19 protein-coding genes and 1 tRNA gene are annotated in these 21,535 nt (G+C 71.0%); 15 read left to right on the top strand and 5 right to left on the bottom strand.

Annotated features, from left to right (window positions below; translation table 11 throughout):
• The first annotated feature begins 38 nt into the window (after positions 1-38).
• A complete protein-coding gene (gene metG, locus ACIBEF_RS13225; protein WP_396793616.1) occupies positions 39-1,841 on the top strand; it encodes a methionine--tRNA ligase in 1,803 nt (600 codons plus the stop codon).
• A gap of 42 nt (positions 1,842-1,883) precedes the next feature.
• Here metG and ACIBEF_RS13220 read toward each other — a convergent pair whose 3' ends face one another.
• Positions 1,884-3,131 carry a hypothetical protein gene (locus ACIBEF_RS13220; RefSeq protein ID WP_396793615.1) on the bottom strand — a complete coding sequence of 416 codons (1,248 nt, stop codon included), beginning with the start codon at positions 3,129-3,131 and terminating at the stop codon, positions 1,884-1,886.
• A 129-nt stretch (positions 3,132-3,260) separates the two neighbouring features.
• Between ACIBEF_RS13220 and ACIBEF_RS13215 the strand changes: the two genes are divergently transcribed.
• From ACIBEF_RS13215 to ACIBEF_RS13190, 6 genes are all read left to right on the top strand, one after another.
• On the top strand, positions 3,261-4,160 hold the full coding sequence (locus tag ACIBEF_RS13215; protein ID WP_396793614.1) for a TatD family hydrolase: 900 nt from the start codon (positions 3,261-3,263) through the stop codon (positions 4,158-4,160).
• The gene (gene rsmA / locus ACIBEF_RS13210) at positions 4,154-5,023 is read left to right on the top strand and encodes a 16S rRNA (adenine(1518)-N(6)/adenine(1519)-N(6))-dimethyltransferase RsmA (RefSeq protein ID WP_357261650.1); all 870 of its coding nucleotides are present in this window, start codon (positions 4,154-4,156) and stop codon (positions 5,021-5,023) included. The genes ACIBEF_RS13215 and rsmA overlap by 7 nt, the downstream gene beginning before the upstream one ends.
• A gap of 86 nt (positions 5,024-5,109) precedes the next feature.
• Positions 5,110-6,057 (top strand): 4-(cytidine 5'-diphospho)-2-C-methyl-D-erythritol kinase, encoded by a 948-nt coding sequence (locus ACIBEF_RS13205; protein ID WP_357208226.1) that lies wholly within the window; start codon positions 5,110-5,112, stop codon positions 6,055-6,057.
• 120 nt (positions 6,058-6,177) lie between these two features.
• Positions 6,178-7,983: an ABC-F family ATP-binding cassette domain-containing protein gene (locus ACIBEF_RS13200; protein WP_396793613.1), complete on the top strand. Its 1,806-nt coding sequence runs from the start codon at positions 6,178-6,180 to the stop codon at positions 7,981-7,983.
• 100 nt (positions 7,984-8,083) lie between these two features.
• Complete coding sequence (locus ACIBEF_RS13195; RefSeq protein WP_396793612.1) at positions 8,084-8,539, top strand: DUF4383 domain-containing protein; 456 nt, start codon at positions 8,084-8,086, stop codon at positions 8,537-8,539.
• Between the two features lie 202 nt (positions 8,540-8,741).
• Positions 8,742-9,218: a DUF4383 domain-containing protein gene (locus ACIBEF_RS13190; protein WP_396793611.1), complete on the top strand. Its 477-nt coding sequence runs from the start codon at positions 8,742-8,744 to the stop codon at positions 9,216-9,218.
• A gap of 6 nt (positions 9,219-9,224) precedes the next feature.
• Here ACIBEF_RS13190 and ACIBEF_RS13185 read toward each other — a convergent pair whose 3' ends face one another.
• Together ACIBEF_RS13185 and ACIBEF_RS13180 are read right to left on the bottom strand one after the other, a co-directional pair.
• The gene (locus ACIBEF_RS13185) at positions 9,225-9,923 is read right to left on the bottom strand and encodes a TetR family transcriptional regulator (RefSeq protein ID WP_396793610.1); all 699 of its coding nucleotides are present in this window, start codon (positions 9,921-9,923) and stop codon (positions 9,225-9,227) included.
• A 223-nt stretch (positions 9,924-10,146) separates the two neighbouring features.
• The gene (locus ACIBEF_RS13180) at positions 10,147-11,112 is read right to left on the bottom strand and encodes an acyl-CoA desaturase (protein WP_396793609.1); all 966 of its coding nucleotides are present in this window, start codon (positions 11,110-11,112) and stop codon (positions 10,147-10,149) included.
• Between the two features lie 314 nt (positions 11,113-11,426).
• On the opposite strand from ACIBEF_RS13180, the gene ACIBEF_RS13175 reads away from it, so the two are divergent.
• The 8 genes from ACIBEF_RS13175 (at position 11,427) to ACIBEF_RS13140 (ending at position 19,172) form a co-directional block, all read left to right on the top strand.
• Positions 11,427-11,498, top strand: a tRNA-Gln gene (locus ACIBEF_RS13175).
• Positions 11,499-11,608: 110 nt separating this feature from the next.
• Complete coding sequence (gene glmU / locus ACIBEF_RS13170) at positions 11,609-13,141, top strand: bifunctional UDP-N-acetylglucosamine diphosphorylase/glucosamine-1-phosphate N-acetyltransferase GlmU (RefSeq protein WP_396793608.1); 1,533 nt, start codon at positions 11,609-11,611, stop codon at positions 13,139-13,141.
• A gap of 58 nt (positions 13,142-13,199) precedes the next feature.
• Complete coding sequence (locus ACIBEF_RS13165; RefSeq protein ID WP_030329105.1) at positions 13,200-14,180, top strand: ribose-phosphate diphosphokinase; 981 nt, start codon at positions 13,200-13,202, stop codon at positions 14,178-14,180.
• Between the two features lie 333 nt (positions 14,181-14,513).
• Positions 14,514-15,209, top strand: a complete 696-nt coding sequence (locus ACIBEF_RS13160; RefSeq protein WP_396793607.1) for a 50S ribosomal protein L25/general stress protein Ctc — start codon at positions 14,514-14,516, stop codon at positions 15,207-15,209.
• A 94-nt stretch (positions 15,210-15,303) separates the two neighbouring features.
• Positions 15,304-15,894 (top strand): aminoacyl-tRNA hydrolase, encoded by a 591-nt coding sequence (gene pth, locus ACIBEF_RS13155; protein WP_396793606.1) that lies wholly within the window; start codon positions 15,304-15,306, stop codon positions 15,892-15,894.
• A gap of 132 nt (positions 15,895-16,026) precedes the next feature.
• Positions 16,027-16,857, top strand: a complete 831-nt coding sequence (locus tag ACIBEF_RS13150; protein WP_357227769.1) for a 3'(2'),5'-bisphosphate nucleotidase CysQ — start codon at positions 16,027-16,029, stop codon at positions 16,855-16,857.
• A gap of 75 nt (positions 16,858-16,932) precedes the next feature.
• Positions 16,933-17,844 carry a sulfate adenylyltransferase subunit CysD gene (gene cysD / locus ACIBEF_RS13145; protein ID WP_396793605.1) on the top strand — a complete coding sequence of 304 codons (912 nt, stop codon included), beginning with the start codon at positions 16,933-16,935 and terminating at the stop codon, positions 17,842-17,844.
• A gap of 74 nt (positions 17,845-17,918) precedes the next feature.
• Positions 17,919-19,172, top strand: coding sequence for a GTP-binding protein (locus tag ACIBEF_RS13140; RefSeq protein WP_355010213.1), 1,254 nt, complete (start codon positions 17,919-17,921; stop codon positions 19,170-19,172).
• Between the two features lie 162 nt (positions 19,173-19,334).
• Here ACIBEF_RS13140 and galK read toward each other — a convergent pair whose 3' ends face one another.
• The gene (gene galK / locus ACIBEF_RS13135; RefSeq protein WP_396793604.1) at positions 19,335-20,504 is read right to left on the bottom strand and encodes a galactokinase; all 1,170 of its coding nucleotides are present in this window, start codon (positions 20,502-20,504) and stop codon (positions 19,335-19,337) included.
• Positions 20,501-21,484, bottom strand: coding sequence for a UDP-glucose 4-epimerase GalE (galE, locus tag ACIBEF_RS13130; RefSeq protein WP_396793603.1), 984 nt, complete (start codon positions 21,482-21,484; stop codon positions 20,501-20,503). Before galE ends, galK begins: the two co-directional genes overlap by 4 nt.
• Positions 21,485-21,535: the final 51 nt, after the last annotated feature.

The raw sequence follows: 21,535 nt of genomic DNA, 5'->3' as shown, positions 1-21,535 counted from the left end.
TCGCGAACGCCCCGGACGGGTCACTAGGCTCACTGCTCATGAGTCACGTTCTCGCGGCAGTGGCCTGGCCGTACGCCAACGGCCCCCGCCACATCGGCCACGTCTCCGGTTTCGGCGTTCCCTCCGACGTCTTCGCCCGGTACATGCGGATGGCCGGCCACGACGTGCTCATGGTCTCCGGCACCGACGAGCACGGCACCCCGATCCAGGTGCAGGCCGACGCCGACGGGGTGACCCCGCGCGAGCTGGCCGACCGGTACAACAGGGTGATCGTCGAGGACCTGCACGGCCTCGGTCTCTCGTACGACCTGTTCACCCGCACCACCACCCGCAACCACTACGCGGTGGTGCAGGAGTTGTTCGAGGGGATGTACCGCAACGGCTACATCGTGCCGAAGACCACCATGGGCGCGATCTCCCCGTCCACCGGGCGCACCCTGCCCGACCGTTACATCGAGGGCACCTGCCCGATCTGCGGGTACGACAGCGCCCGCGGTGACCAGTGCGACAACTGCGGCAACCAGCTCGACCCGATCGACCTGATCAACCCGAAGTCGCGGATCAACGGAGAGACTCCGAAGTTCGTCGAGACCGAGCACTTCTTCCTGGACCTGCCGGCCCTGGCCGAGGTGCTGCGGCAGTGGCTGGACACCCGGGAGGGGTGGCGGCCCAACGTGCTGCGGTTCTCCCGCAACCTGCTCGACGACCTCCAGCCCCGGGCGATCACCCGTGACCTGGAGTGGGGCGTACCGATCCCGCTCGACGGCTGGCGCGATCGGTCGGACAAGCGGATCTACGTGTGGTTCGACGCGGTGATCGGCTACCTGTCCGCCTCGATCGAATGGGCCCGTCGCTCCGGCGATCCGGACGCGTGGCGGAAGTACTGGTCCGCCGACGGCGCGGGCAAGGACGCCCAGTCCTACTACTTCATGGGCAAGGACAACATCGTCTTCCACTCGGTGATCTGGCCGGCGCTGCTCTCCGGCTACTCCGGTGAGGGCTCCCGCGACGGTGAGCCGGGCGAGCTGGGTCGGCTCAACCTGCCCACCGAGGTGGTTTCGAGCGAGTACCTGACCATGGAGGGGCGCAAGTTATCCTCGTCCCGCAAGGTGGTCATCTACGTTCGCGACTTCCTGGAGCGCTACGACGCCGACGCGCTGCGCTACTTCATCGCCGCCGCCGGCCCGGAGAGCAACGACACCGACTTCACCTGGGCCGAGTTCCTGCGCCGCAACAACGACGAGTTGGTCGCCGGTTGGGGCAACCTGGTCAACCGGTGCGTCTCGATGGCCGCGAAGAACTTCGGGACGATCCCGCCGGTCGACCCGGCCGGGCTCACCGAGGCCGACGAGGCGCTGCTCGCCGTCGCCCGGACCGGGTTCACCACCGTCGGCGACCTGATCGGCCGGCACCGGCAGAAGCAGGCGATCGGTGAGGCCATGAAGGTGGTCGCCGAGGCCAACAGGTACCTCTCCGAGCAGGCGCCCTGGAAGCTCAAGGACGAGGCGGACAAGCCCCGGATGGGCACCATCCTGCACGTCGCCCTTCAGGTGATCAGCGATGCCAACACGTTGCTCACCCCGTTCCTGCCGCACTCCGCGCAGCAGGTGCACGAGCTGCTCGGGGGCACCGGCGTGCACGCGCCGATGCCGGTTATCGAGCAGGTCGACGACCTGGACGGCGGCCCGGCGTACCCGGTGCTGACCGGGGACTACACCGTCGGCGCGCGCTGGGAGTCGGTGTCGATCGAGGCGGGCCGCCCGCTGGCCGCGCCGAAGCCGGTGTTCCGCAAGCTCGACCCGTCGATCGTCGACGAGGAACTGGCCCGGCTCGCCGACTGACCGCACGACGCGCGGCGGCGGGTGCCCCGCCGCCGCGCGCCGTCACATCATGTAGCGGGTGTCCATCACCTGGTCGTCGGTCACCTCGGCGCCCGGCGCCCAGGCCTCGTAGACGCCGCGTTCCTGGCACTGCGCGCCGGTCGTGACCACGGTGTCCGGGTTCGGGTAGCGCAGGCGCACCCGCAGCCAGCCGGCCTCCTCCCGCAGCACCAGGCACGGCACCCCCCGCCACTGGGCGAACCGGAGCCGGCGGGCCACCGCGTCGACCGGGTAACGGGCCGCCCGGGTCATCGCCAGCACCCGGAACCCACCGGGCAGGTCGGCTACCGCCTCGTACTCGCTGTCGCCGTACATGCCGACCAGTTGGGTGGAGCGGGGGACGTCGGCGTTCGGCACGTACTCCTGGTCCGGGGAGAGCCCCGGCACCGTGGCCAGCAGGTGACGCCACTGCGGGCCCACCATCCGCAGCCACCCGCGCTGCTCGGCCTGGTAGGTGTAGAGCACCACCTCCTGCCCCTCCGCCGGGTACGCGATGAGGGCGGCGTTCGCCGGCATCGGCAGGTCGGCGAAGTCCCGGGTGATGAACTCCGGGATGAGCTGACCGTTGCTGGGCACGAAGCCGGTGCCGAGCACCGGGGCGCCGAGCCGGTCCCGGGCGGCCAGCGCGGTCAGGCCACGGTGTGCCGGGCCCACCGGCACCTCGTAGTCGCCCGGGTCGGACGCGCGCCAGCGCAGCGCGTACGTCACGTCCGTGCCGTCCCGGCCAGCGTCACCGTCCGTACGCAGCACCGTCGTCGTCGCCGGCGTACGCAGGTGCGCCACATCGTGCTCGCGGTAGCAGAAGCCGTGCGGCAGCCAGCCCCGTACGTAGCCGGCGAGCTGCTGGGCCGAGAGCACCTTCATCATCCGGGTGCCCCGCCGGACCACCGCCGACGCGCGCGCGGCCACCAGCATCGGGTCGCCCGCTGCCGCCGGCTGCTGGCTGAGCTGGTGCAGGTACGCCCAACCCCGCTCGCGGTGAGCGGGTATCAGCAGCGGCGTCTCCGGCTCGTCGGCCGGCTCCGTCACCCCGTGCACAGCGGTCACCTCGGTGACGTGCACGAACCGGTGCCACGGCAGGGCGCTACCCGGGCGCGGTGCCCACTCGAAGCCGGTCACCTCGTCGGCGCTGAACAACTCGTACGCGGCGCCCCGGGCGATCTCCTCCGCCGGGTACACGCCGCCACCGAACGCCACGTTCAGTCCGGTCCGTTCGCCGGCGCTGCCACCGGCCTGGGGAGTGACGCTCATGCCGTCGCCTCGCTGCTCGGTGGGATGAGGTCCGCACGCTGTCGCGTCCGGTCGTGAGCGACCGTAGAGTCGCGCGGCGTAGTCGGGGTGAACGTCGGGTGGCGGGCAGATGGACAGGCCCGGTGTGTGATGCTGTCGCTGATGAGCGAGCCCACTGAATCCCGCCGCGAGCGTGCCGCCCGGCGGGCCGGAGAGTTTCCGCCTGCCCCCGAGTCGTTGCCCCGGGCGGTGCTGGACAGCCACACCCACCTGGACATCACGGTCAGCGAGGCCGGTGTGCCCGGCGGCGGGCCGGCCGACGACCCGGTCGCCGTGGCCATCGCGTTGGCCGCCAAGGTCGGCGTGGACCGGCTGGTCCAGGTGGGCGTGGACGTCGCGTCGTCCCGCTGGGGCGCGGACACCGCCGACGAGTACCCCGCGGTGCTGGCCACCGTGGCGCTGCACCCCAACGAGGCACCCCGGCTCGGCGACCTCGACGAGGCGCTGCGGGAGATCGAGTCACTCGCTGCCCGCGACCGGGTCCGGGGGATCGGCGAGACCGGAATGGACTTCTTCCGGACCGGCGACGAGGGGCGCGCCGCGCAGGAGCACAGTTTCCGGGCGCACATCGCCATCGCCAAGCGGTACGACAAGACGCTTGTCATCCACGACCGTGACGCGCACGCCGACGTGCTGCGCATCCTCGACGACGAGGGCGCTCCCGACCGGGTGGTGCTGCACTGTTTCTCCGGCGACGCCGACTTCGCCGGAGAGTGCGTCCGCCGCGGCTACCTGCTGAGCTTCGCCGGCACCGTCACCTTCGGCAGCGCGACGGCGCTACGCGAGGCCGCCGCGCTCACCCCCCTGGATCAGATGCTGGTGGAGACCGACGCCCCGTACCTCACCCCGATGCCGTACCGGGGCCGGCCGAACGCGTCGTACCTGATTCCGCTCACCGTCCGCGCGCTCGCCGCGACCACCGGCAGCGACCTGGACGAGCTGTGCGCGGCCATCTCCGCCACCGGCGAGCGGGCCTTCGGCCCGTGGTGAGCCTGCTCGGCCCGGCGGAGATCCGGGAACTCGCCGCCCGGTTGGGCGTCGCGCCCACCAAGAAGCTGGGCCAGAACTTCGTGCACGACCCGAACACGGTGCGCCGGATCGTGACCGCCGCCGGCCTCACCCCCGACGACGTGGCCCTGGAGGTGGGGCCCGGGCTCGGCTCTCTGACCCTGGGGCTGCTGCCGGTCGCCGGGCACGTGCACGCCGTGGAGATCGACCCGGTGCTCGCCGGGGCGCTGCCGGAGACCGTCGCCCGGCACGCCGAGGGCGATGCCGCCCGGCTCACCGTGCACCGTGCGGACGCGCTGCGCATCGCCGCCGCCGAACTGGGCGACCCGGCACCGACGGCGCTTGTGGCGAACCTGCCCTACAACGTCGCCGTGCCCGTTGTGCTGCACCTGCTCGCCGTGCTGCCCACCCTGCGCCACGGCCTGGTGATGGTGCAGAAGGAGGTCGCCGACCGGCTCGTCGCCGGTCCCGGCTCCAAGGTGTACGGCATCCCGTCGGTGAAGCTCGCCTGGTACGCCCAGGCCCGGAGCGCCGGCAAGGTGCCGCCGAACGTGTTCTGGCCGGTGCCCAACGTCGACTCCGGCCTGGTCGCCTTCACCTGCCACGAGCCGCCCCGCATCGACGTACCGAGGGAGCGGGTCTTCGCCGTGGTGGACGCGGCGTTCGCGCAGCGGCGCAAGACCCTGCGCGCCGCGTTGGCGGGCTGGGCCGGTGGCGCGGATCGGGCCGCCGCGGCGCTCACCGCCGCCGGCGTCGACCCCGGCGCCCGTGGGGAGTCACTGACCGTCGAGCAGTTCGCCGCCATCGCCGCGTCGGCCCCGGTCGGTACGCCGGCCGGGAAGTAGGCTGACGCCGTGCCCGCCGAGGAAGCTGAGGAGCTGATCGTGGCCAAGCCGTTCGACATCCGCCTGCCCGTGCGGGACATCACCCCGTGACCGAGGCCTGGCGACCGGACGACGACGAGCGACGCGGAGCCATCGGCCCGGTGCGGGTACGGGTGCCCGCGAAGATCAACCTGCACCTCGGGGTGGGCCCGCTGCGCCGGGATGGCTACCACGAGCTGAACACCGTCTACCACGCCATCTCGATCTACGACGAGCTGACGGCCCGCCGGGGCGACACCCTCGCCCTGACCATGGAGGGTGAGGGCACCGGCGAGCTGGCCCTGGACGACACCAACCTGGTGATCCGTGCCGCGCACGCCCTCGCCGGGTACGCGGGGGTGCTGCCGCACGCCCGACTGCACCTGCGCAAGCAGATCCCGCTCGCCGGTGGGTTGGCCGGCGGCAGCGCCGACGCGGCCGCCGCGCTGGTGGCCTGCGACGCGCTCTGGGGCACCGGGCTGTCCCGCGACGAGCTGGCCGGCATCGCCGCCGACCTCGGCTCGGACGTGCCGTTCCTGATCTACGGTGGCACCGCGCTGGGCACCGGCCGGGGCGAGGCGGTCAGCCCCGTGCTGGCCCGCGCCACCTCCTGGCACTGGGTGGTGGCGATCGCCGACGTCGGCCTCTCCACGCCGGCCGCATATCGGGAGCTGGATCGGCTCCGCGACTCCGGTGCCGCCGGTACTCCGCTGGGCAGCACCGACGCGCTGCTGGGCGCGCTGCGCCAGCGTGACCCCCGCGTGCTCGCCCGTACGCTCGGCAACGACCTCCAGGACGCCGCGCTGGCCATGCGCCCCGCGCTGGCCGACACTCTGAAGGCCGGCGAGGCGGCCGGCGCGCTCACCGGCATCGTCTCCGGCTCCGGTCCGACCTGCGTGTTTCTCGCCGCCACCGCGGCCGACGCGGAGCGGATCGCCGCCGAGCTGACCACCGCGGGCGTCTGCCGGGAGGCGCGGGTCGCGCACGGTCCGGTAGCCGGCGCTCGCGTCGGCTGACGACCCGTTCCACCGGAGCTGCCGGCGCGCGGCGCGGGCGTTCGGGGCTTCCGCGTACCCTTGGGACAGGCGTCCAGGTGCCCGCCGGCACCGGGACGCCTTGATCATGAAGGGTGGAACGTGGCGAACATCGTCAATCTGGACCGGGTGTCCAAGGGGTACGGCGCCGCCGGGCGGCTGCTCACGGACGTCTCGCTCGGCCTGGACGACGCCGACCGGATCGGCGTGGTCGGCCTCAACGGCGCCGGGAAGTCCACCCTGCTGCGGCTGCTCACCAAGCAGGAGGACCCCGACGACGGTCGGGTGACCCACCGCCGTGACCTGCGTGTGCTCTGGCTGCCGCAGCAGCTCACCCTCGCTCCCGAGGCGACCGTCCGGGACGTGGTGCTCGGCACCGCCTGGCTCGCCGAGGGCATGGGCGCCGAGCACGAGTGGGCCGGCGACTCCGGGGTGCGGGCCATCCTCGACGGCCTCGGCATGCCGCACCTCGGCCTCGACCAGCCGGTCGGCCCGATGTCCGGTGGCGAACGCCGCCGGGTGGCGCTCGCCGCGCTGCTCGTGCGCGACTCCGACCTGCTCATCCTCGACGAGCCCACCAACCACCTTGACGTCGGCGGGGTCGACTGGCTGGCCCGGCACCTGGTCGGCCGCAAGGGCGCCCTCGTCGTGGTCACCCACGACCGGTGGTTCCTGGACGCGGTCTGCACCACCACCTGGGAGGTCGCCGACCAGACCGTCCGCGCCTACGAGGGCGGCTTCGCCGCCTGGACCCTCGCCCGCGCGGAGCGCGAGCGGGTCGCCGCCGCCACCGAGGCCCGCCGGCAGAACCTGCTCCGCAAGGAGATCGCCTGGCTGCGCCGTGGCCCGCCTGCGCGGACCTCCAAGCCGCAGTTCCGCATCGACGCCGCCAACGCGTTGATCGCCGACGTGCCGCCGGCGCGCGACACCATGTCGTTGCAGCGGATGGCGGTTTCCCGCCTGGGCAAGCAGGTGTACGAGCTGGAGAACGTCGAGCTGCACGCCGGCCCGAAGGAGATCCTGCGCGACACCTCCTGGCTCGTCGGCCCCGGCGACCGGATCGCCATCCTCGGTGCCAACGGCGCCGGCAAGACCACGCTGCTGCGGATGCTCGCCGGCATCACCCGCCCCGATGGCGGTCGCCTCGGCACCGGCTCCACGGTGCGGCCCGCTTTCCTTTCCCAGGAGCTCACCGAGCTGCCCGGGCACCTGCGGGTGCTGGAGGCGGTGGAGGATGTCGCCCGCCGGGTCCAGCTCGGCGACCGTGAGGTCTCCGCTTCGCAGCTCGCCGAGGTGTTCGGCTTCGACGACCGCCGGCTCTGGACCCCGGTCAGTGATCTCTCCGGTGGGGAGCGCCGCCGGTTGCAGATGCTGCGGCTGCTGGCCGGCGAGCCCAACGTGCTGCTCTTCGACGAGCCCACCAACGACCTGGACACGGACACCCTCGCCTCGCTGGAGGACCTGCTCGACTCGTGGCCCGGCACGATCATCGTGGCCAGCCACGACCGCTACCTGATCGAGCGGGTCACCGACACGGCGTACGGGATGTTCGGCGACGGTCGACTGGTGCACCTGCCGGGCGGTGTGGACGAGTACCTCGCGCGGACCGCCGAGCGGGCCGGCTCTCCCCGGGCGGGCGTGACCTCGACCTCCGCGCCCGGTGCGCCCTCGGGAGGCGGCATGACCGCCGCCGAGGTCCGTCAGGCCCGCAAGGAACTGACCCGGCTGGAGCGGCAGCTCAGCAAGCTCGACCAGCGCGAGACCACGCTGCTCGATCAGCTCGCGGCGGACGCCACCGACTACGCCCGGGTCGCCGAGTTGGACACCCAGCTGAAGGATCTGCGCGCCGAACGGGAGCGGATCGAGGAGAGCTGGATGACCCTCGCCGAGGACCTGCCCGAGAGCTGACCGGCCGGGCGCGCCGGCCCGGCCCCCGTGTGCGGCGTCACACCACCACATGCGAGACAATCGTCGGCGACACCTACCCCACGGCGTTGGAGACACAGACATGGCACACACCCCCGTCAACCACCCCGCGCGGCCGATCTACCGGGCGATCGGCGGGCTGACCGGTCTGTACCTGGTCGTCTTCGGGGTGCTCGGCATCATCGCCAGCACCGGCAACGAGATCCTCGCCCAGGACGACACCCGGGTCCTCGGTCAGGGCACCAACCTCGGCTTCTCGCTGTTCAGCGTGCTGGTCGGGGTCGTCGTGCTGGTCGGCACCGCGCTCGGCCGCAACATCGACGTGGCGATCAACCAGTGGCTGGCGTACGGCCTCATGGTGGTCAGCCTGGCCGGTCTCGCGTTCATCCGGACCGACGCCAACTTCTTCAACTTCAGCATCACCACCGTGGTCGTGGTGATGACGGCAGCCCTGGTGCTGCTCATGGTCGGCATGTACGGCAAGGTCGGCACGGATGATGAGGCGGAGGCGTTCCACAAGGCTCGTCTCGTTCTCTGATCATTGGTTGCGGCCGTGGGTTCTCGCTGGAGCCCGAGCTGCTCCGGGCGGTCAGGCTTGATCCCTGCGCAGCTCGGGCTCCGGCGAAAACCTGACCCGGTCCAGCCTTTCGGCGGACCCTTCCGGCATCGGGGTTCTTCGGACAGTTGGGTCTGCCCTGGGCGACAATTCCCCTGAAACGGTCATTTCAGGGGGTCTGGGTATGCCGCATTTTCCGGTCAACCATCCGGCACGGCCGCTCTACCGGGTCCTCTCCGGGCTGATCGGCGTCTACATCCTGGTCTTCGGCGTGTGGGGCGTCGCCGAGACGATCGGGGACCCGCTCTTCGCCCGTAACAGCACCTGGGCCCTCGGGCTCCGGACCAACCTGGCCTTCTCGCTGGCCTCGGTGGTCTTCGGGGTCGTTCTGATCATCGGGGCCTCGCGGCGCTCCAACCTCGGCCACTACATGAACCTCACGGCGGGCGTGGTGTTCCTGGTGACCAGCATTCTGATGATGTCGGTGCTGCAGACCGGGGGGAACTTTCTCAACTTCTCGATGTCGACAGTGATCGTGTCGATGCTGTTCGGCCTGATCCTGCTCGGCACCGGCCTCTACGACAAGGTCGGCCCACCGGAGTCCGCCGAGGCGGAGTTGGAGCACCGCAAGCACCCGGTGGCCGACGTCCACCGCCGCTGATCGGGGTCAGTTGCGCCGCGCGGTGATCAGCGTCGGCTTGGCCTCCAGGTGCGACAACCCGTTCCAGGCCAGGTTGACGAGGTGCGCCGCCACCGTCTCCTTGCGCGGCTTACGCACCTCCAACCACCAGCGACCGGTCAACGCCACCATGCCGACAAGCGCCTGCGAGTACAGCTCGGCGAGCTTCGGGTCGTACCCGCGGCTCTTGTACTCGGCGCCCAGGATGTGCTCGACCTGGTGCGCCACGTCGTTCATGACGCTGCTGAAGGTGGCCGTGCCGGACATCAGCGGCGACTCGCGGACCAGCACCCGGAAACCGCTGGTCTCCTCCTCGATGTAGGTCAGCAGAGCGAGCGCCGCCTGTTCCAGGAGCTCCCGCGGATGCCCGGCGGTCAACGCCGTGGTGATCCGGTCCAGCAGGGCGCGGACCTCCCGGTCCACCACCACCGCGTAGAGCCCTTCCTTGCCACCGAAGTGCTCGTACACCACCGGCTTGGAGACCTTGGCGCGGGCCGCCACCTCCTCGATGGAGGTGGCGTCGAAACCGCGCTCTGCGAAGAGTTGCCGGCCGGTCGCGATCAACTGCTCCCGGCGTTGGGCCGCCGACATGCGGACCCGGGAGGGAGCTTTGGCTTTCGGTGCGGCCGTCGGCGTCGCCCGTCGGCCGCCGACAGCCGTCGCCGGGTCGTCGCTGACCTCAGGCATGTCGCCGCCTTGCTGGCGCTCGGTGACGCCCTGCCGTGGAATGGTTCCTCCGCTGTGCCCGTTCACGTCGTCGCCTAACTGTCGGGCGGTTCGACCGCCCTGACGCGCCGTTCGACCGTACCCGGATCGGGCTCGGCTCCCCGCCGGCCGAGCCGCCTGGTCCCCCGCATGGCTCGGTCACCCGGCCATCCTGCCAGGCGGCATCCTCGTGCACCGCCCGGTTTCAGCGGGGTGCGACCGGCTTCACCAGCTTGGCGGCGAGGCGCTCGGGCTTTGGCCAGCGCACCTGCGTTGCCGCGCCGGTCTTCTCGAACAACCAGATCACCCGGGCGGAGATGTCCACCTGACCGCGCAACACGCCGTGCCGGGCGCTGGTCGGGTCGGCGTGGTGCAGGTTGTGCCAGCTCTCGCCGAACGACAGGATCGCCAGCGGCCAGAAGTTCGACGCGCGGTCGCCCTGGCGCATGGCGAACGGACGCTCACCGTAGACGTGGCACACCGAGTTGATCGCCCAGGTGACGTGGTGCAGGAGGCCGATGCGGACCAGCCCGGCCCAGAAGAACGCGGTCAGCGCGCCCTGCCAGGACCAGGTCACCAGGCCACCGATCAGCGCCGGGCCGAGCAGCGAGATGGCCACCAGCGCGGGGAAGAGTCGGTCGACCCGGCTGATGTCCCGGTCGGCGATGAGGTCCGGTGCGAAACGCCCTCGGTTGGACAGCTCCCGGCGGAAGAGCCAGCCCACGTGTGCGTGGAACAGGCCCCGGGTCAACGCCCAGAAGCTGGTGCCGAAGCGCCACGGCGAGTGCGGGTCACCCTCCAGGTCGGAGAACGCGTGGTGGCGCCGGTGGTCGGCGACCCACTGGATGATCTCGCCCTGTACCGCCAGCGAACCCGCGACCGCCAGAGTCACCCGCAGCCACCGCTTGGCCTTGAACGAGCCGTGCGTGAAGTAGCGGTGGAAGCCGACGGTGATGCCGAGCCCCGAGACGACGTACCAGACGAGGCCGATGATCACGTCGGTCCAGCCGAGCCAGCCGCCCCACGCCACCGGAACGGCGACCAGCAGAGCGACGAAGGGGATCACCACGAAAGCCCAGAGGGCGGCCAGGATGCCGGGGGACTGGCTGCCGTCGGTGAGTGGTTTGGGGCCGGGGGCGGCGGTGTTGGGATCGAGTACAGCAGTGGACATGCGACCTCGCAGGGGGATGGAGACGATCACTAAGTTACGCCTACGTCACCGTAACTTACGGCATCGTAGATCGCACGGGGAAGTTTGGAATCGCCTTCGCGTAACCGCTTGAAGTCGCAGGTCAGACGGCCCGGTGGCGGGGATCCGGTCGATCCCGGGGAGGGGGTGGCCGGAGTGCGGGTCGACCACCAGTGGACGGTTCACGGCATCGACCGCTCGCCGTGCGGTGGGATGAGCGCTGGCGCCCGACGGCCGGGGCGCTAAGGTGTAGCGGCGGGGTGTCCATCCCCCGTGCGACGTGCTCGCGTCGGTGATCGGCCGTGGTGTAATTGGCAACACCCGGGTCTTTGGTACCCGTATTTCAGGTTCGAACCCTGGCGGCCGAGCTGCCCACCTGCGTCCGTTTTGGGGCCCGGTGGGGGTAAGAGGGGAACGTGCCGGGCCTCGCGGCTAGCATGGCCGCGAGAGTGTCCGCCGTCCCGACGGGAGCCACGTCGTGCCCCAGCCCCACCTCCGTACCGTCGTCGTGCTTGCCGCCGGTGAGGGCAAGCGGATGAAGTCGACACTGCCCAAGGTGCTGCACCCCCTGCTCGGCCGGACGCTTGTCGGTCACGTGCTGAGCGCCGCCGCCCCGTTGGACGCGGACCGCACCGTCGTCGTGGTGGGGCACGGCGCCGACCAGGTGCGGGCGCACCTGTCCGAGATCGCCCCGGACGCCACTCCGGTGCTCCAGGCCGAGCAGCTCGGCACCGGGCATGCCGTACGGATCGCACTGGAGGCCGTACCGGAAGGTGCCGGCACCGTCGTGGTGATCAACGGTGACGTACCCCTGCTGCGGCCGGAGACGGTGGGCGCGCTGGTGACCGCGCACGAGGAGGCCGCCGCGGCGGCAACGGTGCTGGCCGCCGAGGTGCCCGACCCGACCGGCCTCGGGCGGATCGTCAGGGACGCCGACGGGCGCCTGGAACAGATCGTCGAGGAGCGCGACGCCGACACGACGCAGCGCGCGATCCGGGAGATCAACGCCGGCATCTACGCGTTCGACGCGGTGCGGCTGCGCGAGGCGCTGGGCAAGCTCTCCACCGACAACGACCAGGGCGAGGAGTACCTGACCGACGTCTTCGGTCTGCTTCGTTCCGCCGGCGAGCCGGTGGCGGTGCACGTCGCCGTGGACCACGTCGAGACGTTGGGCTGCAACGACCGGGTGGAGCTGGCCACGCTGCGTCGGCTGCTACGCGACCGGATCAACGAGGCGTGGATGCGCACCGGGGTGAGCCTGCTCGACCCCGCCACCACCTGGATCGACGTGACGGTCGCGCTGGACCGGGACGCGGTGATCGACCAGAACACCCAGTTGCGCGGCGGCACGGTGATCGGCGCGGGTGCGCTGATCGGGCCGGACGTCACCCTGATCGACACGATCGTCGGCCCCGCCGCGTCGGTGATCCGCAGCCACGCCGTCGGCGCCGAGGTGGGCGCGGGCGCGACCGTCGGGCCGTACGCGTACCTGCGCCCGGCCGCCCAGCTGGCCGAGAAGGCAAAGATCGGCACGTTCGTCGAGGTGAAGAACTCGCAGATCGGTGCCGGCGCGAAGGTGCCGCACCTGACGTACGTCGGCGACGCGACGATCGGCGAGCAGACCAACATCGGCGCCGCGTCCGTCTTCGTGAACTACGACGGGGTCAACAAGCACCGCACGGTGATCGGCAGCCACGCGCGGACCGGTGCGGACAACATGTTCGTGGCACCGGTCGAGGTGGGCGACGGGGCGTACACGGCGGCTGGTTCGGTGATCGTCGACGACGTGCCGGCCGGGGCGATGGGCGTCGCCCGGGCGCGCCAACGCAACATCGAGGGCTGGGTCGTCAAGCGGCGCGCCGGCACTGCCGCGGCGGAGGCGGCGCAGCGCGCCCGCGACGCGAAGGGTGTGGCCGGTACGACTGGTGCCGCAAGCCACAGTGAGGCAATCCACGGGGCGACCGAGACGGTGGGCGGCGCATCCGGCGCGGGAGATACTGCAACCGAATAGTCCCCGACCCACCACCACCGGGTCGGGTACCGCCGACATAACGGGAGCAGACGGGCCCATGGGCAGCATCGTCGCCGAAAACCGCAAAAGCCTGATGCTCTTTTCCGGACGTGGCTTTCCGGAGTTGGCCAAGGAGATCGGCGAGGTGCTCGGCGTCGCGCCGACGCCCGCCGACGCGTACGAGTTCGCCAACGGCGAGATCTTCGTACGGTTCAAGGACTCGGTACGTGGTTCGGACGCCTTCGTGGTGCAGTCCGTCACGCACGGGGTGAACACCTGGGTCATGGAGACCCTGATCATGGTGGACGCGCTGAAGCGGGGGTCGGCCAAGCGGATCACCGTGGTGCTGCCGTTCTACCCGTACGCCCGCCAGGACAAGAAGCACCGTGGTCGGGAGCCGATCTCGGCCCGCCTGGTGGCGGACCTGCTGAAGACCGCCGGCGCGAACCGCATCCTCACCGTCGACCTGCACACCGCGCAGATCCAGGGCTTCTTCGACGGCCCGGTGGACCACCTCTTCGCGATGGACATCCTCGCCGAGTACGTGGAGCACAAGTACGCCGGCCGGCCGATGACGGTGGTGGCACCGGATTCGGGCCGGGTGCGGGTGGCCGAGCGGTGGACCGACCGGTTGGGCGGGTGCCCGCTGGCGTTCATCCACAAGACCCGTGACCCGATGAAGCCGAACCAGGTCGTGGCGAACCGGGTCGTCGGCGAGGTGGAGGGCCGGGTCTGCCTGATCGTCGACGACATGATCGACACCGGTGGCACCATCGCCAAGGCCGCGGACATCCTCAAGGAGTCGGGCGCGGCGGAGATCGTTGTCGCGTCCACCCACGCGCTGCTGTCCGACCCGGCCACCGAGCGGCTGAAGAACAGCTCGATCAGCGAGATCGTGGTGACGAACACCCTGCCGCTCCCGCCGGAGAAGCAACTGGACAAGCTCACCGTGCTGTCGATCGCGCCGCTGCTGGCGCGGGCGATCCGCGAGGTCTTCGACGACGGCTCGGTGACGACCCTCTTCGGTGGCCTGAGCTGAGCCTGAGCCCTGTTTCCCCACTCGGCGTGCCGGTGGGGGCGGGGCTGGGGCAAACTGGTGGAAACGGGGCCGGCACGTTGGTGGGAGCGCCACCGACGCGCCGGTCCTGAGCCGTGATCGGGGACTGCCGGAAACCCTGGAAACAGCTCGGGTAGACTGGTGCGGTTGCCACGGCGAGGGTGCCCGGCGGGCCGCTGAAAAGCGCCGCACGGAGGCACCGTCATCGACGCGGTGCTCCGGGCAGTCGTTCATGACGCATGAGCCCCAGCGAGCCCCTCGCCCAGCACCGTTAGACGACAAGCCGCCGCAGCGAAAAGCATCAGGAGTTTCCCCGTGTCCGAGGTAAAGATCAGCGCCGAGCCCCGTACCGAGTTCGGCAAGGGTGGTGCCCGCCGTACCCGCCGGGCCGGCAAGGTGCCCGCCGTGCTGTACGGCCACGGCGAGAAGCCAAAGCACATCGCGCTGCCGTCGCGGGAGTTCGCCGCCGCGATCCGCAAGGGCGGTGCCAACCAGCTCTTCGCGATCGACATCACCGACGGCACCCAGGTGCTGGCGCTGCCGAAGGCGATCCAGCGTGACCCGATCCGTGACACCTTCGATCACGTCGACCTGATCCTGGTCCGCCGGGGCGAGAAGGTCACCGTCGAGGTCCCGGTCCAGCTGACCGGCGAGGCCGCCCGCGACACCCTGATCGTCCACGACCACGACACCCTGTCGGTGACCGCGGACGCCACCAAGGTTCCGGACCACCTCGAGGCGTCGATCGAGGGCATGGAGGCGGGCACCCAGGTGACCGCCGGCGATGTCACGCTGCCGGCCGGCGTCGAGCTGGCCGCCGACTCGGAGCTGACCGTCGCGTCGGTGACCGCCGCCCCGACCGCCGAGCAGCTCGAGGCGACGCTGCCCGACGTCGAGGTTGCCACCGACGAGGCCGAGGCCGAGGTCGGCGAGACCACCGAGGGTTCCGAGGGCGCGGACGAGGCCCCGGCCGAGGGCGCCGAGACGACCGAGGCGCGCACCGAGGCCTGATCGGTTCGTACTGTGCGACAGGCGTCCCCGGATGTTCGGGGGCGCCTGTCGGCATATCGGGAGTCACTGCGTTGGGCGTCGAAAGGGTCGGGTCGTGACAGACGAGGCGGGGCCGTGGCTGGTGGTCGGCCTGGGCAACCCGGGCCGGGAGTACGCCGGCAACCGGCACAACGTCGGGTTCATGGTGGCGGAACTGCTGGCCGGGCGGGTGGGTGCGCGTTTCGGCCGGCACAAGCGGGCGGTGGCCGAGGTGGCCGAGGCGCGGCTGGGGTTCGGTGGGCCGAAGCTGGTGCTGGTCAAGCCACTGACGTACATGAACCTGTCCGGCGGGCCGGTCGCCGCCCTGGCACAGTTCTACAAGGTGCCGGCCGCGCAGGTGATCGCGGTGCATGACGAGCTGGACATCGACTTCGGTCAGGTGCGGGTCAAGTTCGGCGGCGGCGAGGGCGGGCACAACGGCCTGCGCTCGATGTCGAAGTCGTTGGGGACCAAGGACTACGCCCGGGTGCGGTTCGGCGTCGGCCGACCGCCGGGGCGGCAGGATCCGGCGGATTACGTGCTGTCGGATTTTGGCGCGGCCGAGCGCAAGGAGTTGGATTTCCTGGTGGACCGGGCCGCCGACATGGTGGAGTCGGTGATCGTCAAGGGCGTGGAGCCGACCCAGAACCTCTACCACGGCGGCTGAGCCGGGCGGGGCGTACCCGAATCGGAAACGGCGGGCCGGTAGTCTGCGCCTTTCAGCGTGCCGCGACCGGCGACGCGAGTCGCGGCGGATCGGCCCGTGCGGGCAGCGCGGCGAGGCGACGGGAGCGGGCAGATGAGCAGTCCTCCGATGATCGATGGCGCGTTCGCCCGATGGTTGGCGTCCCGGGCCGGCCAGGCGCTGCTCGACCTGCGCACGGAGATGGGTTTCGCCGACGCCGGCGCGCTGAAGTCGGCCGGGGACAAGGTGTCGCACGACCTGATCCGCACGGAGTTGGCGAAGTGGCGTCCGGGTGACGCGGTGCTCTCCGAGGAGGACGAGGGGTCGCGGTTGGCCTGGGCCGCCGAGGTCAACACCGGAGCGGTGTCCCGGCTGAACGCGGACCGGGTGTGGATCATCGACCCGTTGGACGGCACCCGGGAGTTCTCCGAGGAGGGCCGCTCGGACTGGGCGGTCCACGTGGCGCTCTGGGCGCGTAACGCGCCGAGCCCGCACGGGCTCGTCGCCGGGGCGGTGGGGTTGCCGGCGCAGCACCGGGTGCTGGGCACCGACTACCCGCCGGCGTACCCGCCGATGACCGTGGAGGCGGCGACGGCCGGCGAGCGGAAGATCCGCCTGGCCGCGAGCCGGAGCCGTCCGCCGGTCTTCCTGACCGATCTGGCCGAGGACGTCGGGGCGCACCTGGTGCCGATGGGCTCGGCCGGCGCGAAAATCGCCGCAGTGGTCACCGGCGAGGTGGACGCGTACATCCACGCAGGTGGGCAGTACGAGTGGGACTCGGCGGCCCCGATCGCTGTGGCGACGGCCACCGGACTGCACGCTTCCCGGATCGACGGTTCTGCGCTGAAATACAACGAGGCGGATCCGCGGCTGCCCGACCTCCTGGTCTGCCGCAAGGATCTCGCCACCCGGTTGCTTGCAGCGCTGCAGAAACATTCCGGGTAGCCTGAGCGCACTTTCTTGACATGTCCGACCGGAAAGGTCTGGAAATCGGATGAGCGAGCGAATCGAGCCGGTGTCATGACCACCCCCGCGGCGTACCAGGTCTCCCACCTGGACGCCTTGGAAGCGGAGAGCATCTTCGTGATGCGCGAGGTGGTCGCCGAGATGGAACGCCCGGTGATGCTCTTCTCCGGTGGCAAGGACTCGATCGTCATGCTGCGGCTCGCGCAGAAGGCGTTCGCCCCCGCCAACATCCCCTTCCCGGTGATGCACGTCGACACCGGGCACAACTTCCCCGAGGTCCTGGAATACCGCGACCAACGGGTCGCCGAGCTGGGGTTGCAACTCGTGGTGGCGAGCGTGCCGGAGGCCCTGGCCAGTGGCATGGTCCGGGAGTCCGGTGACGGCATGCGCAACCGGATCCAGACGCCGGTGCTGCTGGACGCGGTGGAGAAGCACCGCTTCGACGCGCTGTTCGGTGGCGCCCGCCGGGACGAGGAGAAGGCCCGGGCGAAGGAGCGGGTGTTCAGCTTCCGCGACGAGTTCGGTCAGTGGGACCCGAAGAACCAGCGGCCGGAGCTGTGGTCGCTGTACAACGGCCGGCACCATCCGGGCGAGTCGATCCGGGTCTTCCCGCTGTCCAACTGGACCGAGCTGGACGTGTGGCACTGCATCGCCCGGGAACGCATCCCGCTGCCGTCGATCTACTACGCGCACGAGCGCGAGGTGATCGAACGGGACGGCATGTTCTACGCCGTCAACGAGTTCTTCCGCCCCCGCGCGGGTGAGGAGCGGTTCAAGGCACAGGTGCGCTACCGCACCGTCGGCGACGCCTCCTGCACCGCCGCGGTTCGCTCCGACGCGGACACCGTGGAGAAGGTCATCGAGGAGGTGGCGGCCACCCGGATCACCGAGCGTGGCGCCACCCGTGGTGACGACCGGGTCAGCGAGGCCGCCATGGAGGACCGCAAGCGGGAGGGCTACTTCTGATGAGTACCGAGATCGTGGCCGCCGCGAGCGCGGACGCGCGGGCTGGTGCCGGCGCCGGGCCGGAGGCCCGGCCGATGGACCTGCTGCGGTTCGCCACCGCCGGCAGCGTGGACGACGGGAAGTCGACCCTGATCGGGCGGCTGCTCTACGACACCAAGTCGCTCTTCACCGACCAACTGGCCGCCGTGGAGGCGGTCAGCGCGGCTCGCGGTGACGAATACACCAACCTGGCGTTACTCACCGACGGTCTGCGTGCCGAGCGGGAGCAGGGCATCACCATCGACGTGGCGTACCGGTACTTCGCCACCCCCCGGCGCAAGTTCATCATCGCCGACACCCCGGGCCACATCCAGTACACCCGCAACATGGTCACCGGCGCTTCGACGGCGGACCTGGCGTTGATCCTGGTGGACGCGCGCAAGGGCCTCGTCGAGCAGTCCCGCCGGCACGCGTTCCTCTGCTCGCTGCTGCGGGTGCCGCACCTGGTCCTCTGTGTCAACAAGATGGACCTCGTCGACTGGTCGCAGGAGGTCTACGAGCGGATCGCCGACGAGTTCACCGCGTTCGCGGCGAAGCTCGACGTACCGGACCTGACAGTGGTGCCGGTCTCCGCGTTGCGCGGCGACAACATCGTCACCCGGTCGGACAACATGCCCTGGTACGAGGGCCCGTCGCTGCTGCACCACCTGGAGCGGGTGCACATCGCCAGCGACCGCAACCTGGTCGACGTCCGGTTCCCGGTGCAGTACGTGATCCGTCCGCAGTCCACCACTGTCACCGACTACCGCGGCTACGCCGGCCAGGTCGCCTCCGGCGTGCTGAAGCCGGGCGACGAGGTGATGGTGTTGCCCTCCGGCTTCACCAGCCGGATCGCCGCCGTGGAGACCGCCGACGGGCCGGTCGCGGAGGCGTTCCCGCCGATGTCGGTGACGGTACGACTGGCCGACGAGATCGACATCTCGCGGGGTGACCTGATCTGCCGGCCGAACAACGCGCCGGCGGTGGCCCAGGACATCGAGGCGATGGTCTGCTGGATGGACGAGACGGCCCCGCTACGGGTCGGCGGCCGGTACGCGATCAAGCACACCACCCGGTCGGCACGGGCGATCGTGCGCGGGCTGCACTACCGGCTGGACATCAACTCCCTGCACCGCGACGAGTCCGCCGACGAACTGCGGCTCAACGAGATCGGTCGGGTGCGACTGCGCACGACGGTGCCGCTGCTGGCCGACGAGTACCGCCGTAACCGCACCACCGGCGGCTTCGTCATCATCGACGAGGCGACCAACCGCACGGTAGGCGCCGCCATGATCGTCGAAGCGAGCTAACCCCAACCCGCGCCGGCCCGTGCCCGCGCGCAAGATCGCGCTCGATCCAGGATGAAGTGGCCTCGCCCATTGGGCGAGGCCACTACATCCATGAACCAGCGATCTCCAAAGCCGCCCCTCCCTCCGCCCGCCGGCCCCGGGCGGGGCTGGGGCGGTGGGGGGTTAGGGCAGGCGGGTGGCGCCGGGGGAGGGGAGGACCGTCACGGTGCCGGGGGCGGTGAAACCTCGTTGCGCGTACGCGTCGGACACGGCAGCGGCTACCGCGTCGGCACTGTCAGCCTCGATCAGCGCGAGCACGCAGCCGCCGAAGCCGCCGCCGGTCATCCGGGCACCCAGCGCGCCGGCTGCCAACGCTGCCTCGACCGCGGTGTCGATCTCCGGGACGGTGATCTCGAAGTCGTCGCGCATCGAGACGTGGGAGGCGGTCAGCAGCGGGCCGATGTCGCGGACCCGGGCGGCGCGGAGCAACGCCACCGTGTCCAGTACGCGCTGGTCCTCGGTCACCACGTGCCGGACCCGTCGCCGGGTCTCCTCGTCGTCGAGCCGTGCCAGTGCGGCGTCGAGCTGGTCGATGCTCACGTCCCGCAGCGCGGTGACACCGAGCGCGTTGGCCCCGGCCTCGCAGGAGCGTCGGCGGGCCGCGTACTCCCCGTCGGCGTGGCGGTGCGGCGCGCGGCTGTCGATGACCAGCACAGCCAGCCCGTCGGCGTCGAGGTCGAACGGGATGTGCTCGACGGATTCGTCCCGACAGTCCAGGAAGAGGGCGTGGCCGGCGCGGCAGCGGATCGCCGCGGACTGGTCCATGATGCCGGTGGGCGCGCCCACGTAGACGTTCTCCGCCCGTTGCGCCAGCCGGGGTTGCAGTTCCGGGGCGAGCTCCAGCTCGCCGAGGTCGAGCAGGGCGGCCAGCACTGCCGACTCCAGCGCGGCCGAGGAGGAGAGCCCGGCGCCCAGCGGCACGTCGGAGGCGATCGCCAGCCGGGCGCCGGGCACCGGGTGACCGGCCTCGCGTAGCGCCCAGACCACACCCGCGACGTACGCGCCCCAGCCGGAGACGCGACCCGGCTCGGCGACGTCGTCCGCGTCGAAGGTGATCGACTCGCCGGAGAGCTCGGACCAGGCCGTCCAGTGCTCGCCGTCCTGTCGGTCGGCGGCGACGACGGTGCGCATCGGCAGGGCGAAGGGCAGCACGAAACCTTCGTTGTAGTCGGTGTGCTCACCGATCAGGTTGACCCGCCCAGGAGCGGCCCAGCGGCCGGTCGCCTCGGCACCGAACTGCGCGGAGAAGCCGGCCGCGGCCCGCTCGGCGACATCACTGCTCGGGTGGGTCATGGCTGGCCCAGGATGTGCGTGCGGTAGAACGCCCAGGCATCCCCGACCATGTCGTGCAGGGTCGGCTTCTGCGGCACCCAGCCCAGCTCGTCGCGGGCCAGTGCGGAGGATGCGACCAACTCGGCCGGGTCGCCCTCGCGGCGCGGCGCGACCTCGACGGGCAGTTGGTGCCCGGTGACCTCGCGGACCACGTCGACGACCTGGCGGTTGGTGAAGCCGTTGCCGTTGCCCAGGTTGTAGATCCGGTGCTGACCGCCGGTGGCCGCGTCCAGCGCCAGCAGATGCGCGCGGGCCAGGTCGGCGACGTGGATGTAGTCGCGGACGCAGGTGCCGTCCACCGTGGGGTAGTCGTCACCGAAGAGCTGGAGCTTGTCCCGCCGGCCGGCGGCGACGTCCAGTGCGATCGGGATCAGGTGCGTCTCCGGATCGTGCCGCTCGCCGAGGGTGATGTCACCGTCGAGGTGGGCGCCGGCCACGTTGAAGTAGCGCAGCGACACGGCGGCCAGCCCGTGCGCGATCGCCTCGGAGGTGAGTGCCATGTCGACGGCGAGCTTGGTGGCGCCGTACGTGTTGGTGGGTGCCTTGACCGCGCTTTCGGTGATGGGCAGCTCGGTGGGGTTGCCGTAGACGGCGGCGGTGGAGGAGAAGACCATCCGGGGCACCCCGGCGGCCCGGACGGCGTCGATCAGGGCGAGCGTGCCGATGGTGTTGTTATGCCAGTACAGCTCCGGCTTGACCATCGACTCGCCGGCGGCGATCAGGGCGGCGAAGTGCAGCACCCCGTCGAAACCGGCGTCCGCGGTGATGACCTGGGCAGCGTCGTGGATGGACGCCTCCACGTGGGTGGCGTCCGGCGCGAGGGCCTCGCGGTGGCCGGTACGCAGGTCGTCCAGGATGACCACCTGGTGACCGGCGTCGAGCAGCATCCGGGTCACCACGCTCCCGATGAAGCCGGCGCCCCCGGTGACGAGCAGTTTCACGTCGTTGCCTCCTGCCTGGCCCGCCCGGGACGTGGCCCTTCGGTGATCACA

Origin of the sequence: Micromonospora sp. NPDC050795 (assembly GCF_044456785.1) — a bacterium.
In the GTDB taxonomy this organism is placed as follows: domain Bacteria; phylum Actinomycetota; class Actinomycetes; order Mycobacteriales; family Micromonosporaceae; genus Micromonospora.
Note: the sequence above shows the minus strand (reverse complement) of the source record. Positions and strands in the feature narration are given on the sequence as shown.

Bases quoted from the DNA above. Each gene is read 5' to 3' on its own strand.
- metG (WP_396793616.1), top strand. From the start codon at position 39: ATGAGTCACGTTCTCGCGGCAGTGGCCTGGCCGTACGCCAACGGCCCC.
- ACIBEF_RS13220 (WP_396793615.1), bottom strand. From the start codon at position 3,131: ATGAGCGTCACTCCCCAGGCCGGTGGCAGCGCCGGCGAACGGACCGGA.
- ACIBEF_RS13215 (WP_396793614.1), top strand. From the start codon at position 3,261: ATGCTGTCGCTGATGAGCGAGCCCACTGAATCCCGCCGCGAGCGTGCC.
- ACIBEF_RS13195 (WP_396793612.1), top strand. From the start codon at position 8,084: ATGGCACACACCCCCGTCAACCACCCCGCGCGGCCGATCTACCGGGCG.
- ACIBEF_RS13190 (WP_396793611.1), top strand. From the start codon at position 8,742: ATGCCGCATTTTCCGGTCAACCATCCGGCACGGCCGCTCTACCGGGTC.
- ACIBEF_RS13185 (WP_396793610.1), bottom strand. From the start codon at position 9,923: ATGCCTGAGGTCAGCGACGACCCGGCGACGGCTGTCGGCGGCCGACGG.
- ACIBEF_RS13180 (WP_396793609.1), bottom strand. From the start codon at position 11,112: ATGTCCACTGCTGTACTCGATCCCAACACCGCCGCCCCCGGCCCCAAA.
- ACIBEF_RS13165 (WP_030329105.1), top strand. From the start codon at position 13,200: ATGGGCAGCATCGTCGCCGAAAACCGCAAAAGCCTGATGCTCTTTTCC.
- ACIBEF_RS13150 (WP_357227769.1), top strand. From the start codon at position 16,027: ATGAGCAGTCCTCCGATGATCGATGGCGCGTTCGCCCGATGGTTGGCG.
- cysD (WP_396793605.1), top strand. From the start codon at position 16,933: ATGACCACCCCCGCGGCGTACCAGGTCTCCCACCTGGACGCCTTGGAA.
- ACIBEF_RS13140 (WP_355010213.1), top strand. From the start codon at position 17,919: ATGGACCTGCTGCGGTTCGCCACCGCCGGCAGCGTGGACGACGGGAAG.
- galK (WP_396793604.1), bottom strand. From the start codon at position 20,504: ATGACCCACCCGAGCAGTGATGTCGCCGAGCGGGCCGCGGCCGGCTTC.